The 14,875-nt window shown below is 73.6% G+C and carries 15 protein-coding genes; 5 read left to right on the top strand and 10 right to left on the bottom strand.

The window, feature by feature from the left end:
- Positions 1-30: 30 nt before the first annotated feature.
- From OG900_24185 to OG900_24140, 10 genes are all read right to left on the bottom strand, one after another.
- Positions 31-999: an alpha-ketoacid dehydrogenase subunit beta gene (locus OG900_24185; GenBank protein ID WUH92902.1), complete on the bottom strand. Its 969-nt coding sequence runs from the start codon at positions 997-999 to the stop codon at positions 31-33.
- Positions 999-1,961, bottom strand: a complete 963-nt coding sequence (locus OG900_24180) for a thiamine pyrophosphate-dependent dehydrogenase E1 component subunit alpha (GenBank protein ID WUH92901.1) — start codon at positions 1,959-1,961, stop codon at positions 999-1,001. The genes OG900_24185 and OG900_24180 overlap by 1 nt, the downstream gene beginning before the upstream one ends.
- Positions 1,958-2,878, bottom strand: a complete 921-nt coding sequence (locus tag OG900_24175; GenBank protein WUH92900.1) for a phytanoyl-CoA dioxygenase family protein — start codon at positions 2,876-2,878, stop codon at positions 1,958-1,960. Before OG900_24175 ends, OG900_24180 begins: the two co-directional genes overlap by 4 nt.
- Positions 2,878-3,969 (bottom strand): 4-hydroxyphenylpyruvate dioxygenase, encoded by a 1,092-nt coding sequence (gene hppD / locus OG900_24170; protein WUH92899.1) that lies wholly within the window; start codon positions 3,967-3,969, stop codon positions 2,878-2,880. Before hppD ends, OG900_24175 begins: the two co-directional genes overlap by 1 nt.
- A 105-nt stretch (positions 3,970-4,074) precedes the next feature.
- Positions 4,075-5,349 carry a beta-ketoacyl-[acyl-carrier-protein] synthase family protein gene (locus OG900_24165; protein ID WUH92898.1) on the bottom strand — a complete coding sequence of 425 codons (1,275 nt, stop codon included), beginning with the start codon at positions 5,347-5,349 and terminating at the stop codon, positions 4,075-4,077.
- Positions 5,346-5,957 (bottom strand): hypothetical protein, encoded by a 612-nt coding sequence (locus tag OG900_24160; GenBank protein WUH92897.1) that lies wholly within the window; start codon positions 5,955-5,957, stop codon positions 5,346-5,348. The genes OG900_24165 and OG900_24160 overlap by 4 nt, the downstream gene beginning before the upstream one ends.
- Positions 5,954-7,138 (bottom strand): beta-ketoacyl-[acyl-carrier-protein] synthase family protein, encoded by a 1,185-nt coding sequence (locus OG900_24155; GenBank protein WUH92896.1) that lies wholly within the window; start codon positions 7,136-7,138, stop codon positions 5,954-5,956. The genes OG900_24160 and OG900_24155 overlap by 4 nt, the downstream gene beginning before the upstream one ends.
- Positions 7,131-7,409, bottom strand: coding sequence for an acyl carrier protein (locus OG900_24150; protein WUH92895.1), 279 nt, complete (start codon positions 7,407-7,409; stop codon positions 7,131-7,133). The genes OG900_24155 and OG900_24150 overlap by 8 nt, the downstream gene beginning before the upstream one ends.
- Positions 7,406-7,675, bottom strand: a complete 270-nt coding sequence (locus tag OG900_24145) for an acyl carrier protein (protein ID WUH92894.1) — start codon at positions 7,673-7,675, stop codon at positions 7,406-7,408. Before OG900_24145 ends, OG900_24150 begins: the two co-directional genes overlap by 4 nt.
- Positions 7,665-9,062 carry an acyl--CoA ligase gene (locus OG900_24140; GenBank protein WUH92893.1) on the bottom strand — a complete coding sequence of 466 codons (1,398 nt, stop codon included), beginning with the start codon at positions 9,060-9,062 and terminating at the stop codon, positions 7,665-7,667. Before OG900_24140 ends, OG900_24145 begins: the two co-directional genes overlap by 11 nt.
- A 633-nt stretch (positions 9,063-9,695) precedes the next feature.
- Here OG900_24140 and OG900_24135 point away from each other — a divergent pair.
- The 5 genes from OG900_24135 to OG900_24115 are packed head-to-tail and all read left to right on the top strand — an operon-like array spanning position 9,696 to position 14,871.
- Positions 9,696-10,874: a methyltransferase domain-containing protein gene (locus tag OG900_24135; protein WUH92892.1), complete on the top strand. Its 1,179-nt coding sequence runs from the start codon at positions 9,696-9,698 to the stop codon at positions 10,872-10,874.
- A complete protein-coding gene (locus tag OG900_24130) occupies positions 10,874-12,040 on the top strand; it encodes a glycosyltransferase (protein WUH92891.1) in 1,167 nt (388 codons plus the stop codon). Before OG900_24135 ends, OG900_24130 begins: the two co-directional genes overlap by 1 nt.
- Positions 12,037-12,801, top strand: a complete 765-nt coding sequence (locus tag OG900_24125) for an ABC transporter permease (GenBank protein ID WUH92890.1) — start codon at positions 12,037-12,039, stop codon at positions 12,799-12,801. Before OG900_24130 ends, OG900_24125 begins: the two co-directional genes overlap by 4 nt.
- A 7-nt stretch (positions 12,802-12,808) precedes the next feature.
- Positions 12,809-13,870, top strand: a complete 1,062-nt coding sequence (locus tag OG900_24120) for an ATP-binding cassette domain-containing protein (protein ID WUH92889.1) — start codon at positions 12,809-12,811, stop codon at positions 13,868-13,870.
- A 50-nt stretch (positions 13,871-13,920) separates the two neighbouring features.
- Complete coding sequence (locus tag OG900_24115) at positions 13,921-14,871, top strand: NAD-dependent epimerase/dehydratase family protein (protein WUH95897.1); 951 nt, start codon at positions 13,921-13,923, stop codon at positions 14,869-14,871.
- Positions 14,872-14,875: the final 4 nt, after the last annotated feature.

The following is a 14,875-nucleotide window of genomic DNA, read 5'->3' as shown; positions in this document are numbered from 1 at the left end:
AGCGTTCCTCCTTCGTATCGCCTTGTCATGTCAGACCCCAACCGCCTTCTCCACGGCCGCCCGCAGCTGCCCGCGGGTCGGCTGGCACGCCAGGTCGAGCTCGCGGGCGAAGGGGAGCACCGCGCCGTCGGGCCGGGTGACCCGGCGCGGCGGCGCCGTCAGGCGCATCTCCTCCGCGGCGGTCGCGACGATCTCCGCGCCGATGCCGCAGGTGCGGTTGGAGTCGTCGACCACCACCAGCCGCCCGGTGCGCTCCAGCGACGCGGCGAGACCCTGCCAGTCGAAGGGGTAGAGCGAGCGCGGGTCGAAGACCTCGACCGACACCGAGCCGGCCAGGTCGTCCGCGACCGCCAGCGCGTCGTGCACGAGGTGGCCCACCGCCACCACGGTCACGTCGGTGCCGGAGCGGTGGACGCGGCCCGAGCCGAGCGGCACCGGGGCCAGCGCGTCGAAGTCGATGTTCTCGCGGGAGGCCAGGGCGCCGGAGGGGGCGAAGACGACGACGGGGTCGTCGTCCCTGATCGCCGTCACCAGCAGGCCGTAGGCGTCCGACGCCGTCGCCGGCACCACCGTCTTGACGCCGACGTGCGCGAACAGGCTGTACGGGTGGTCGGAGTGCTGGCCCGCCCAGCTGTCCCGGGAGCCGGACCCGGGCAGCAGGTACGTCACCGGCACCCGCGTCTGGCCGCCGGTCATCAGCGAGAACTTGTGCGCCTGGTTGGCGATCTGCTCGAAGACCAGGAAGAGCAGCGCGGGGATCTGGAACTCGATCAGCGGCCGCATCCCGGCCATCGCCGCACCGGTCGCGAAACTGGTGAAGGCCTGCTCGGAGATGGGCGTGTCCAGCACCCTGTCGCGGCCGAAGCGGCGGAGCAGCCCGGCGGTGGCGTAGGTGACCGCGACCCCGATGTCCTCGCCGAGGACGCAGACGGCCGGGTCGCGTTCCATCTCGTCGCCGATGGCGCGGTTCAGCGCCTTGAGGTAGGAGAGGTTGGGCATCAGAGCGCCCCCGCCCTGGGCCGCATCCCGGTGGCATAGAGGTGGTCGAGGGCGCCGGCCGGGTCGGGGTGCGGGCTGTCGAGCGCGAAGCGCACCGCCTCGTCCAGCAGCGCCGCCGTCTCCGCGTCGATCGCGGCGCGGGTGGCCGCGGGGATGCGGGCGCCCTGGATCTCCAGCGGGTCGCGGGCCCGGCCCGCCGCCACCTCGTCGTCGGTGCGGTAGCGGGGGCGGGCGGTGTGCTCCCAGGTGTGGTGGGCGTCGAAGCGGAAGGTGACGCACTCCAGCAGCGTGGGGCCGCCGCCCGACCTGGCGCGGTCGGCGGCCTCGGCGGTCGCGTCGAGCACCGCCTGCGGGTCCATGCCGTCCACCGCGCTCGCCGGGATGCCGAAGGCCGCCGCGCGGCCGAGGACCGAGCCGGCCATGGTGTCGGCGGGGCGCATGGAGGTCGCGAAGCCGTTGTTCTCGCAGACCAGGACGACCGGGACGCGCCACAGCGCGGCCAGGTTGAAGGTTTCCAGCACCACGCCCTGGCTGACGGCGCCGTCGCCGAAGTAGGCGAGCGCGACCCGGTCGGACCCCTGCTGCCGCATCGCCCAGGCCGCGCCGGTCGCGATCGGCACGGCGGCGCCGACGATCGCGTTGGCCCCGAGGACGCCCGCGCCGAAGTCGGCCGCGTGCATGGAGCCGCCCCGCGCCTGGTTGAGCCCGGTGGTGCGGCCCGCCAGCTCGGCCATCATCCTGGCCGGGTCCGCCCCCTTGGCCAGGACGTGCCCGTGGCCGCGGTGGGTACTGGTGATGACGTCGTCGGGGCGCAGCGCGGCGCACGTGCCGGCGGCGACGGCCTCCTGCCCGGTGCAGGGGTGGATGCCGCCGCTGATCACGCCGGTGCGCACCAGCTCGACGGCCCGCTGCTCGAAGCCGCGGATCAGGGCGACCGTGCGGTAGAGGTCGGCTGCGGTCATGGCGCGCGCCACAGCACCGGGCAGTAGTCGGGGTCGGCGTAGTCGGGCCGGCCGTCCGGCAGCCGCCGGACCAGGACGTCGTGGTTGTACGCGGCCTCGCCGCCGCCGCTCAGCGGGAAGCGGCGGTATTCGTTGTCGCCGTCCTGCAGGTGGAGGGAGACGGCGCGGCGCGGCCGGCCGCTGCGGTTGGGGCCGCTGCCGTGGTAGGTCAGGCAGTGGTGGAAGCTCATGTGGCCCTTGGGGATGACCAGCGGCACCTTGCGGATCTCGGCCCCGTTGTAGGCGGCGTTCTCGGCGAGCACCCGCTCCAGGTCGGCCTTGTCGCGCTCGGCGAAATGCCGGGTCATCGAGTCGTCCCTGCCGGTCTCCTTCCAGTGGTGGCTGCCGTCGACCACGGTGAGGGTGCCCATCTCCTCGCCGCAGTCGTGGAAGGGGATGAAGGCGGTGAGCATGCGCTCCGAGGTGGACGTCGACCAGTAGTGCTTGTCGAAGTGCCAGGGCACGATGTTGCTCGGCTCGCCGTCGACGGCGGGCTTGAGTATCAGCGTCGACTGGAAGACCCGGATCTCCGCCGCGCCGGCCAGCCGGGCGGCGACCGCGCCGATCAGCGGCTTGCGCAGGATCCGGGCGAGCGGGTCGCTCTCGACGTGCACGTAGTCGTTGTGGCGCTGGACGGGTCCGTCGGAGGGCTGCCAGGCCGCCAGCCGGGGCGGGCGGACCGGCAGCGTACGGCTGCGCTCGCCGGCGTAGTAGCGCTCGCTGGCGGCGACCAGCTCGTCGACCTCCTCGTCGGCCAGCAGCTTCCTGGTGAGGTACCAGCCGTGCTGGGCGTAGAAGGCGACGTCGTCCTCGTCCGGCAGCAGCGCGGCCTCGGCGGGGGTCAGGGTGAAGGGGTTCGCGTCGTGGGTCGTCGTCATCACAGGCCTGCCTGGGTGGTCTCGCGGACGGCGGCCAGTTCCCGCTCCTTGGCCTCGTAGAGCGCCGGGATGTTGCTGGTGCCGAACGTGCGGGCGCCGTGCCGCTCGATCAGCTCCCAGAAGAAGGTCCGCCGCACATGCAGGGACTTGGCGAATATCTGGTACATCTGCCCCCAGTGGTCGCGGTCGACGAGGATGCCGCGCGGCCGCAGCCGCTCCACCGGCAGGTCGACGGCCCCGAGCCGGCCGTCGAGCGAGCCGTAGTAGCTGGCCGGGGTGGGCGCGAAGCCGACGCCCCGCTCGCCGAGCGCGTCGACGGCGGCGACGATGTCCTGGCTGCTGAGCGCGAGGTGCTGCACGCCGGGGCCGGCGTGCCAGGCCAGGAAGTCGTCGATCTGGCCGGGCGAGCGGCTCAGGTCCGGCTGGATCAGGGTGAGCGTGGCGCCGCCGCCGGGGCTCTGCACCACCTGCGAGAACATCCCCTGGCCGCCGACCTCGATGTACTCCTCGAAGATCAGGTCGAAGCCGAAGGCCTGCTGGTAGAAGCGGGTGGTGGCGTCCAGGGTGCCGGCCTCCAGGCAGACCGCGGCATGGTCGATGGTCCGCAGCAGGTCCGATTCGGCCGCCGGCGGCGGCCCGTCCAGCATCTCGACGGCGCCGGGCAGGAAGTCCCCTTCCGTGCCGTGCCGTTCGACCAGCCGGTGCATGACGTCGCCGAAGCCGGAGACGGTCGCGGTCCGCACGGAGGCGTCCTTGCCGTCGTACGTCCGCGGTGCGTCGATCGCGGTCGCGCCGCCCGCGACGGCCGCGGCGAAGGAGGACTTGGCGTCGCTGGTGCCGAAGGCGATCACGGCCACACCGTCGCCGTGCCGGGATACGTAGTCCACCGCGGGGTGGTCGGGCAGCAGGCCCGACGTCAGCAGCACCCGGCAGTCGCCCTGGCCCAGCAGCAGGCTGCGCTGGCCGGGCAGGCCGGTCTCGGGACCGCCCTGCCCCAGGAGGCGGAAGCCGAAGGCGGAGCACAGGACGAACGCCGCCTGGCGCGCGTCACCCACGTAGAACTCGACATGATCGATGCCGAGGTAGTCCATTTCCGCTCCTTAATTGCCGACGCGGTGCTTGGTGTCGCTGTGCCTGGTGTTGATGGGCTCGGTGTTGCTGTACGTGCTGGTGCCACGCTTGTTTTTCACGTGCCGTCAGACCGCGCGGGAAAGCCGCGTTCCCGGACGGCCGTAGACGAGGCTGACGTTGTGGCCGCCGAAGCCGAACGAGTTCGACATCACCTGGCCGATCCCCGGGGCCGGGCGCGGGCCCTTGCGGACGTGGTCGAGGTCGCAGGCCGGGTCCGGGTCGTCCAGGTTGTGCGTCGGCGGCAGCAGGCCGCGGCGCAGCGCCAGGACCGAGACGGCGGACTCGACGACGCCGGAGGCGCCGAGCATGTGCCCGGTGACCGCCTTGGTGCCGCTGACCGGCGGCCCGTCCACGCCGAAGACCCGGCGGATCGCGAGGGCTTCCGCGCGGTCGCCGATCTTGGTGCTGGTGCCGTGCGCGTTGATGTAGCCGATGTCGGCGGGTTCGAGCCCGGAGTCGGCCAGCGCCTGCCGCATGCAGGCGGCCGCGCCCTCGCCCTCGGGGTGCGGGGTGGTGGGGTGGTGGGCGTCGTTGGTGGCGCCCCACCCCAGGACGGCCGCGTAGCCGGCCGCGCCGCGCGCGTCGGCGTGCTCGGCCCGCTCCAGGACCAGGACGCCGGCGCCCTCGCCTAGCACCAGGCCGTTGCGCCGCCGGTCGAAGGGCCGGCTCGCGCCGGTCGGGTCGGCGGCCCAGCCCCGGGCCAGGGCGCGGGCGTTGTTGAAGGTGTCGGCCAGCGTCGGGAAGAGCGGCGCCTCGCTGCACCCGCACACCACGACGTCCGCCTCGCCCGCGCGCAGCAGCCGCAGCCCCTCCCCCACGGACTGCGCGCCGGCCGCGCAGGCGGTGCCGATCGAGGAGCTGTAGCCGCGGATGCCGTGCTTGATCGCGACCCGGGCCGCCCCCATGTTGGGCAGCATCCCCGGCAGCAGGTACGGGCTGACGCCGAGACGCCCGCGCTGCGTCCTGGTGATGACCTGCGCCTCCAGGGTGGCGAGACCGCCGGTGCCGGAGAGGATCACCCCGGTCCGGTACGGGTCCACGTCCCGTCCGACCTCGATCCCGGCGTCGGCCAGCGCGTCCCCGGCGGCTTGCAGGGCCATCACGATGTAGCGGTCCACGACCCTGGCCTCGGGCCCCGACAGCACGGACTCGGGGTCGATCGGCGGCCCGAAGGCGCCCACGTCGAGGCTGCCGTCCAGCAGGCTGCCCGCCGCCGGCCGGCTGAGCCCGGACCGCCCTTCGCACATCGCCGCCATGACCTCGTCGGCGCTGGTCCCCACCGGGGTCACCATGCCCATCCCGGTGATGACGACGTCCTCGCGCTTGCCCGCACCTGTCACGGCTGCTCTCCTCCACTGTGCGATGTCGTCCCCGTCACGAGTACGGCCTCCGCCCGGTCCGCCCCCGCGGCGCCGACGCCCTGGTCGACGCGGATCAGCAGCACCTCGTCGGCGTCGCCGTCCTCGACGAGCAGCCGGGCCACGTCGACCCCGGCGGCCGCGTCCGCCACGCAGACGACGGGCCCGTCGAGCTCCCAGCGCGCGGCCACGTGGCCGGCGACGGCGTTGGGCACGGCCTGGAAGAACATCAGCGGGCTGAGCGCCCCGCCGCCGTCGACGACCCGGGCGACATGCGTCGCGTTGGCGAGGTCGCCGAAGGCGCTGACGATGACCACGGCGGTGACGCGGCCGGCGGGGACGGCAGCGGGTGCCAGGTCGTCCGCGGACGCCGCTTCCGGGGGCGTCGGCGGCCGGCGGGTGAGGCAGCGGTGGGCGGCTTCCGCCGCCAGGGGGCTGAAGGACGACTGGATGAAGCCGGGGAGCTGGGGCGGCGGCGCGTCGGCGGGGAATTCGGGCCAGGCGGCGGCCGCGAGGACGCGCAGGCCCGCGGACTCGGCCTGCGCGGGCAGCGGGCCCCGGGCGGTGAAGGCGGTGAGGGTGGCGGTCACGGGGCGCCCACCAGGAGTGCGGTGTTCGCGCCGCCGAAGGCCGTGGTCAGGCTCAGGCCGTACGCGGAGGCGGCCGGCGCGGGCCGGTCGAGGATGAGGCCGAGTTCGCAGTCCGGGTCGGGGCCGAGGTAGCCGGCGTTGACCGGGAGCGAGCCGGCGCGCAGGGCCGCGATGGTGACGGCCAGTTCGAGCAGGGCGCCGGCCTCCAGGGCCTGGCCGTGCACGGACTTGGTGGAGCTGACCGGTAAGGACGCGGCCGCGTCGCCGAACACCCGGTGCAGCGCGGCGGCTTCCGCGGTGTCGCCGGCCGGGGAGCCGGAGCCGTGGGCGTTGACGTAGCCGATCTGCTCGGGCCGCAGCTCCGCGCGGGTCAGCGCGTCGGCCATCGCGCGGGCCAGTCCCGCGCCGTCGGGCCGCGGCCGGCACACGTGGTGGGCGTCGCCGGTCCGCCCCCAGCCGGCGAGCCGCGCGAGCGGTTCCGCCCCGCGGGCCCGCGCGGCGGACGCCGACTCGACCACCACGGCGACCACCGCGTCGCCCAGCAGCAGCCCGCCGCGCCCGGCGCTGAAGGGCCGTACCCGACCGTCGCGGGCGAGCGCCCGCCCGGCGTCGAAGACGGCGAACTGGTCGGCGTCGACCAGGTATCCGGCGGCGACCACGACGCGCTCCGCCCGCCCCCGGGCGATCGACGCGGCGGCGTCCGCCACGGCCGTGCTCGACGCCACGCAGGCCGAGGTGTAGGCCCGCGCCGTGCCGGACAGCCCGCCGCGCCGGGCGACGGCTCCGGCGAAGGTGTCGGCGCCGTGCGCGGGCCGCTCGTCCTCGGCCGCGCGCGGCAGCGCGGGGTCGCCGTGCACCGCCAGGTACAGCTCGCAGCCGGCGCGCTGGACGGCGCCCAGCCCGGCCTGGTCGCAGGCCTGCCCGATCATCCGCGTCAACTCGTCGGCGAGCACCGGCGCCCCGGGGTGCACGGCGGCGTGCCGGGACCGCCGCCCGTCGACCCCGAAGCGGCTCACGGGCGTGAAGCCGGGCGTCCCGTCGAGAGCGGCGTCGAGCACCGCCCCGACGCCGTCCCCGAAGGCGCTGAGGACGGCGATCCCGGTGACGACGACGGCCTCGGGCCCCCGTCGTACCCCCGGGCCCGTGCCGCCCGCCTCGCGCCGCCGCCACTGCTCAGCCATGCCCGTCCCGTTCGGAGCCGCCGGAGGCGCCCGCGCCCGCGCGCAGTTCGGCGAGGACCTGGAGCGCCGCCGACACCGTGGTCATCCGCGTCATCGCCTCGTCGTCCACGCTGCCGCCGTAGCGCTGCTCGATCTGGTGGACCAGCCAGGCCAGTTCCATCGAGTCGATGCCCTCGGGGACGTCCTCGGGGGAGCGGTCGCCGAAGGCGGCGAGGATCGAGAGGATCTCGGCCCGGTCGGGAACAGGCCCGGGAGCGGGCTGACCGCTCACTGGCCCGCGGCCGGCAGGGCCGAGATGCGCGCCGCGAGCGCCGCGCCGAATTCGCCGACGGTCATCGTGCCGAGCAGCTCCGCCTCGTCCTCCTCGAACATCACGCCGAAGCGCTCCTCGACGCGGATGCCGAGTTCGGCCAGGGAAAGGGATTCCAGGTCGACACCGGCAGGGCCGAGGGGGGTGTCGTCGTCGACGCCGGCGATGCTGTAGTTCATCTCGGTCAGCGAGGTGAGCACGAAGGCTCGGATCTCGTCAGTGGACATCGCGGGGATTCCCTTCCCTGGTGGCGGGTTGGCGGTGCGCGCCGCGGTCGGCGGCGCGCAGGGCGGCGTGGTCGCGTACGAGCTTTCCGGTGGCGGTGCGCGGCAGGCGGTCGACGAAGTGCAGCAGGCGGGGGCGCTTGTACGCGGCCAGCCGGGAGGTGAGGCCGGCCTCCACCGCGGCGGCGGTGCCGGGCTCGCGGAGCACCGCGTAGGCCTCGATCGAGGTGCCGAACACGACGACCGCTTCCGCCACTTCGGGCAGCGCGGCGAGCGTGTGCTCGACCTCGGTGAGGTCGACCTTGAGGCCGCCGACGGAGACCTGGGAGTCGAGGCGGCCCAGCACGCGGATCCGGCCGGTGGCCGGGTCGACGGTGCCGCCGTCCCTGGTGTGGAGCCAGCCGTCGGACCAGCGGGCCGGGTCGGTGGTGCCGAGGTAGGGCGATTGGTCGGTGGCGATGAGCAGTTCGCCGGCGGACTCGGTGATCGTCATGCCGGGCGCGGGGGTGACCTCGGGGCGGTGCTCGCCGAAGAGGTCGGTGGCGATGACGCCGACCTCGGTCATCCCGTACATGCTGCCGAGCCGGACGCCGTAGCGCTCGGTGAAGGCGTCGTGGACCTGGGCCCTGACCAGCTCGCCGCCGGTGGTCATGCCGGTGAGCTGCGGCAGCCGGGGCGGCTCCGCGACCCAGGTGAGCAGCTCGATATGGAAGGGCACGCCGAGCAGCGTGGTCGGCTCGGGCCCCGCGGCGACGGCGGCGAGGATGCCCTCGCCGGTGGCCCGCTGCGGGAAGACGAGCCGGACGCCGGCGTGCAGGCTGTGCATCAGGCCGCCGACGAGCCCGAGGACGTGGACCATGGACGCCATGGACACGATGCGCTCGCCGGCCCGCGGGACGCCGTCCATCAGGGCGTAGCGCCCGAGTTCGGCGATGAGGTCGGCGGCCGTCCGCCCGATGATCTTCGAAGGGCCGGTGGAGCCCGAGCTGAGCTGGACGAGCGCGTGCGGGGTGCGGGCGGGGCTGCCGGGGCGGGCCCTGGCGGTGTCGCGCTGGTCGTAGAAGCCGCGGGCGGGGCCCGCGCCGACCGGGTCCGCGGAGACGACGACCTGGGATTCCAGCCGGCCCAGGGCCCGTTCGGTCTCGAACGGGGTGAGCCGGTGGTCGAGTAACGCGACCTGCGCCCCGATCCGCCAGCCCGCCAGCAGGTTCGCGACCAGCGCGAGCGAGGGGGCCAGGCACAGCGCGGCGGAGCCGCCGGCGCGCAGGCCGGCGGCGGTGAGCGCGGCCTGCCGGCCGGCGACCTGGCGGCGCAGCTCGTCCCTGCTGACGGGTGCGTCGAAGACCAGGCAGACGTCGGCGCCGGGGCCGGCGAGAAGGATCTCGTCCACCCATGAAGGGTCGGGGGGCGGGGGCGCCGGGCCCTTCTGCGGAGTTGTCGATGCAGCCTTCATGAAGAACCGGAACCTCTTTCCCGACGTGATCAAAAGAGCCGACTGAATTCTCACGCCGAACTGTCAACTCTGAATTCATCGCTGTCAAGACCCGGCCCGACAGGTGGAACTTCCCAATATTCTCTGGCGTATCAATCAGTCACTCACGACACAAATTCTCCGTATTGACGACGGCAACACCCGCCGCTAGCATGGCGCCAATTGGCCAACTGCCGTGATCCGGCGGAGAGTTGCCAGCCCAGAACACCTGTCCTACTTGCGGGTGATCCCCCAGCCGCCCCTCACGGCTGGGCGGTCTCTTTTCTTTGGTGCCACCTTCACGGCCTGTACTTCCGCGCCCTCCTGCGCGCATCTCCACGCCGCACACCATGCACTGCTCATGCACTGCCTCCGCACTGCCTCCGCACTGCCACAGCACGGCTTCCCGCGCACCTGCACACGCACTTGTTCACAAACTCCCGCAGCACTCCCTTCACGCACCCCCCGGGTGCAACATTTCCGAAGCTGACGGCTCTATTTGTGCTGCCTTCGTATTCCGCATTCCTGCCAGCTTTCGAGGATTGGCCATCAGTGGAACCTGGGATCGGCGCCGGCCTGAACACGGCCGTGGAGCGCTACTACGACATCACTCTTGATCTCTACGAGGACCTGTGGGGCGAACACGTCCACCACGGTTTCTGGGACCCCGGAGAGGTTCCCGGTGTCAATGGTTCAGACCGCCACGCCGCCACGGACCGGCTGGTCCGCGAGCTCGTGGAATTCGCCCGCCTCCCCGCGAAGTCGAAGGTCTGGGACGTCGGCTGCGGTATCGGCGGCCCCGCGCTGCACCTGGCGGGGGCGCTGGGCTGCGCGGTCGAGGGCGTCACCCTCAGCGCGAAGCAGGCCGCCAGGGCCAACGAGAAGGCGCGGGCCGCCGGCGTCGCCGACCGGGCCCGCTTCCACCAGCTCGACGCTCTCGCCACCGGATTCCCCGACGCGTCCTTCGACGTGGTCTGGGCGGTGGAGAGCCTCATGCACCTCCCCGACCGGCCGGCCTTCTTCGCCGAGGCCATGCGCCTGCTGCGGCCCGGCGGAATCCTGGCCGTGGCCACCTGGTCGGTGCGTGAGGGCGAGCTGGACGAGGCCGAGCAGGACCTCGTACGGCAGATACTCCAGCACCAGGTGATGCCCGACTTCTCGTCCCTGGAGGAGCACGAGCGGCAGGCGCTCGCCGCCGGCTTCGCCGATGTCGCCACCGTCGACTGGAGCCAGGCCGTCGCCAACTCCTGGGACCCGTCCTTCGCCCAGATCAGGCAGTTCGACCAGGGCCGCACGGTGATGCGCCGGCTGGCCCGCGAGCGCGGGGTGGACGTGCTGGGCTTCTTCCACGCGGGGCCGCTGATGAAGAAGGGCTTCGACACCGGTGTCATCACCTACGGGGCGCTGCGGGCCACCAAGCCCGTGCCGGGCGACACCGCGGCGGCCGAACTGATCCGCCCGGTCGCCGACCTGCTGCGGGGCATCGTCGGCGAGGACGACGCCTGGCTCGACTCCGTCGTCCCCGGCACCCGGGTGGACGGCGACCTGCTGGTCGAGAGCCACGAACTGGCCGCGTGGAGCGAGGCGCTGCGCGAGGAGTACGGCGACGGCGTCGACCTGCTCGGCCACGTCTCGGGCCTCGGCGTCGACCAGCTCATCGACCTGACCGTCGCCGACGTGGCCGGCTATGTCGCCGCCCGGCGCGACACCAGCGGGCCTGACGGCCGCTGATGGGCCGCTACCTGTTCGTATCGCTGCCGCTGACCGGCCATGTGCACCCGATGGCCGCGGTGTCCAGGGAGCTGGCCGACCGCGGGCACGAGGTGATGTGGGCCGGGTCCGAGTCGTTCTTACGGCCCGTGCTCGGCCCCGGCACCCCGATCACCCCGATCCCGCTGCGGGCGCACCGCGGCCAGGCCGACCGGGGCATGGCCGCGGCGAAGTCGCGGTGGGAGGGCTACATCGTCCCGCACGCGAAGGTCACCCTGCCGGGCATCGAGCGGGCGGTCGCCGCCTTCCGGCCCGACGTCCTCGCGGTGGACCAGCACGCGGTGGCGGGCGCGATCGCCGCGCACCGGGCCGGGCTGCCCTGGGCGAGCCTGGCGCCGACCACGATGGAGCTGACCCGGCCCTACCGCGCGCTGCCCGAGGTCGAGGCCTGGCTCCACCGGCAGATGGCGGCGGCCTGGACCGCGGCGGGCATGCCCGGCGAGCCGCCGCACGATCTGCGGTTCTCCCCGCACCTGCTGATCGCCTTCACCGGCACCGCCCTGAACGGCCCGCTCGACTGGCCCGGCAATGCCGTGCTGGTCGGCCCGGCGCTTGCCCCGCGCCCGCCGGACACCTCCTTCCCCTGGGACTGGCTGGACCCCGGCCGCCGGCATGTGCTGGTCACCGTGGGCACCCTGTCGATGGACCTGGCGCAGGACTTCCACGCCCGGGTCCTCCAGGCCCTGCGCCCGATCGGCGGCAGTGTCCAGGCGATCGTGGTGGCACCCGACGGCACGGTCCCCGACCCGCCCGAGGGCGACGTCCTCGTCAGGTCGCGGGTCCCGGTGCTCGACCTGATGCCGCAGCTCGACGCGGTCGTCAGCCACGGCGGCCTGAACACCGTGTGCGAGGCGCTCGCCCACGGTGTGCCGCTGGTCGTCGCGCCGATCAAGGGCGACCAGCCCATCAACGCCGCCAGGGTGGCGGCGGTCGGCGCGGGCCGCAGGGTCAGGTTCGCGAGCGTGCGGCCCAAGACGCTGCGCGAGGAGCTGCTCGCCGTCCTCGACGACCCCGCCTACCGCGCCGCCGCGCACCGCGTGCGCGACTCCTTCGCCGCCGCGGGCGGCGCCGCGGCCGCGGCCCGGCACCTCGAACAACTCCTCGGACGAAGGGGGACTCCGTCGTGAAGACGCTCCGCGACACCTGGCTGGTCTTCCAGCGGCACATGCTGCTGCTGACCAGGTCGCCGCTGTCGATCCTGCTGGGCGTGGCCCAGCCGGTGGTCTATCTTGCGCTGTTCGCCCCGCTGCTCAAACCCGCGCTCTCCTCCATGGGCGCCGACTCGATGACCGACGCCTACCGCATCTACGTGCCCGGCATGCTGGTCGCGCTGGCGCTCGGCGGCGGCCTCTACGTCGGGTTCGGCCTGCTGGCGGAGCTGGCCTCCGGCGTCATCGAGCGGGCCAGGGTCACCCCGGTCAGCCGGGCGGCGCTGCTGCTGGGGCGGGCGCTGCGCGACGTGGTCGTGCTGGTGGTGCAGGCGGCGATCATCATCGTGCTGGCCATGCCGCTCGGCCTGTTCGTCCACGTGCAGGACCTGCTGCTGGCGTACGCGCTGCTGGCGCTGATCACGCTGAGCAGCTCGGCGGTCAGCTACGGCATCGCGCTGAAGGTCAGCGACCCCAACGCGCTGGGCCAGGTGGTCAACAACATCGCCCAGCCGCTGATGCTGCTGTCGGGGACGCTGCTGCCGCTGGCGCTCGCGCCGCTGTGGCTGCGCCGGGTCTCGGACTGGAATCCCTTCAGCCGGGCGGTCGTCGGCATGCGCGCGCTGTTCGCCGGGCACACCGGCGACGCCTCGGTCTGGCAGAGCATCTCGCTGCTGGCCGCCGTCGCCGTGCTGGCACTGGCCTGGTCGGCCCGGCTCTTCGCCCGCTCGGTCCGCTGAGCACCCGGTGACGACTCCGCAGAAGCCGGTGGCCACCGCGCAGAACCACGGTCCCGACTCCGCCCGGCCCGGTGACGACTCCGCTGAACGCACTGACGACAAGGACGCCTCGATGATTGAGACCAGGGGACTGCGGAAGTCCTTCAGCACCGGGCGGCGCCGCAAGTCCACGACCGTGGAGGCGGTTTCCGGCCTGGACCTGACCGTGGGCGAGGGGGAGATCTTCGGATTCCTCGGCCCGAACGGCGCGGGCAAGACGACCACCCTGCGGATGCTCGCGACCCTGCTGCCGCCCGACGGCGGCGAGGCGGTCGTCGCCGGCGCCGACCTGCGGACCGCGCAGGCGGCGGTGCGCAGGAACATCGGCTACGTCGCCCAGGGCGGCGGCACCTGGGACAACGTGACGGCCCGCGAGGAGCTGGTCATGCAGGCCAGGATGCACGGCGTCGGCAAGGCGGAGGCGCAGGCGCGGGCCACCGCGGCGCTGGACGCCTTCGACCTGACGGCCTACGCCGACCGCCACTGCCGTACGTACTCGGGCGGGCAGCGGCGGCGGGTGGACATCGCGCTGGGCGTGGTCCACCGGCCGAAGGTGCTCTTCCTCGACGAGCCGACCTCGGGCCTGGACCCGCAGAGCCGGGCGCACATGTGGGACGAGATCCGCCGGCTGCGGACCGAGGGCATGACCGTCTTCCTGACGACGCACTACCTGGACGAGGCCGACGCACTGTGCGACCGGATCGCCATCATCGACGGCGGCGGGATCGTGGCGGAGGGCACCCCGGCCGAGCTGAAGCGGGGAATCGCCGGCGAGGTGGTCACCGTGGAGGTCGCGGAGCACGCCGCGAAGGCGGTCGAGGTGCTGGCCCAGCAGGACTGCGTACGGTCCGCGGAGCTGCGCGAGGAGGGCGACCTGCGGCTGTCGGTGGACGCCGGCGAGACGGCGATGCCGCGGATCATGCGGGCGCTGGCCGACGTCGGGGTGGAGCTGACCACCATCGAGCTGCACCGGCCGACGCTGGACGACGTGTTCCTGACCAGGACCGGCCGGTCGCTGCGGGAGTCCTGACCATGACACGGCTTGAGTCCGACCGCACCAGGGACAAGAAGGAGACCGATATGGGCGGGTTGCCGCCGGTGCGCCGCGCGGTCGTCACGGGCGGCGCCGGCTTCGTCGGCTCGCACCTGTGCGACCGGTTGCGGGCAGAGGGGACCGAGGTGGTCTGCGTCGACAACCTGCTGACCGGCAGCGTCGACAACGTCCGCGCGCGGGACGGCGATCCGGGCTTCGTCCTGGACGTCCGCGACGTGTGCGAGCCCTTCGACGTGCCGGGTCCCGTGGACCTGGTGCTGCACCTGGCCTCGCCCGCCTCCCCGCACGACTACGCCCGGCACCCGCTGGAGACCCTGCGGGCGGGCGCCCACGGCACCGAGAACGCCCTGGACCTCGCGATGCGCAAGGGCGCCCGCTTCCTGCTCGCCTCCACCTCCGAGGTCTACGGCGACCCGCTGGTCCACCCGCAGACCGAGCTGTACTGGGGCAATGTCAACCCGGTGGGCCCGCGCAGCCAGTACGACGAGGCCAAGCGCTATGCCGAGGCGCTGACCACCGCCTACCGCACCGCCCGCGGCGTGGACACCGTCATCGTGCGGCTCTTCAACACCTACGGCCCGCGGATGCGGCCCAAGGACGGCCGGGCGGTGCCGACCTTCGTCACACAGGCGCTCGCCGGTGAGCCGCTCACCGTCGCCGGGGACGGCTCGCAGACCAGGTCGCTGTGCTACGTGGACGACACCGTCGGCGGCATCCTCACCGCGGCCGCCGGGTCGCACCCGGGCCCGGTCAACCTGGGCAATCCCGTCGAGCTGACGATCCTGGAACTGGCCCACCGGGTCCGCGACCTGTGCGGGTCCGCGTCGCCGATCGCCTTCGTGGAGCGGCCGGTGGACGACCCGGGGCTGCGGCGGCCGGACATCACCCTGGCCCGCGCGGAGTTGGGCTGGCAGCCGGCGGTCGACTTCGACAAGGGCCTGGCGATGACCATCGACTGGTTCTCCCGGCTCGGCTGAGGCA

It is taken from the genome of Streptomyces sp. NBC_00433 (assembly GCA_036015235.1).
In the GTDB taxonomy this organism is placed as follows: Bacteria; Actinomycetota; Actinomycetes; order Streptomycetales; family Streptomycetaceae; genus Actinacidiphila.
This window is presented reverse-complemented; position numbering and strand designations above follow the sequence as displayed.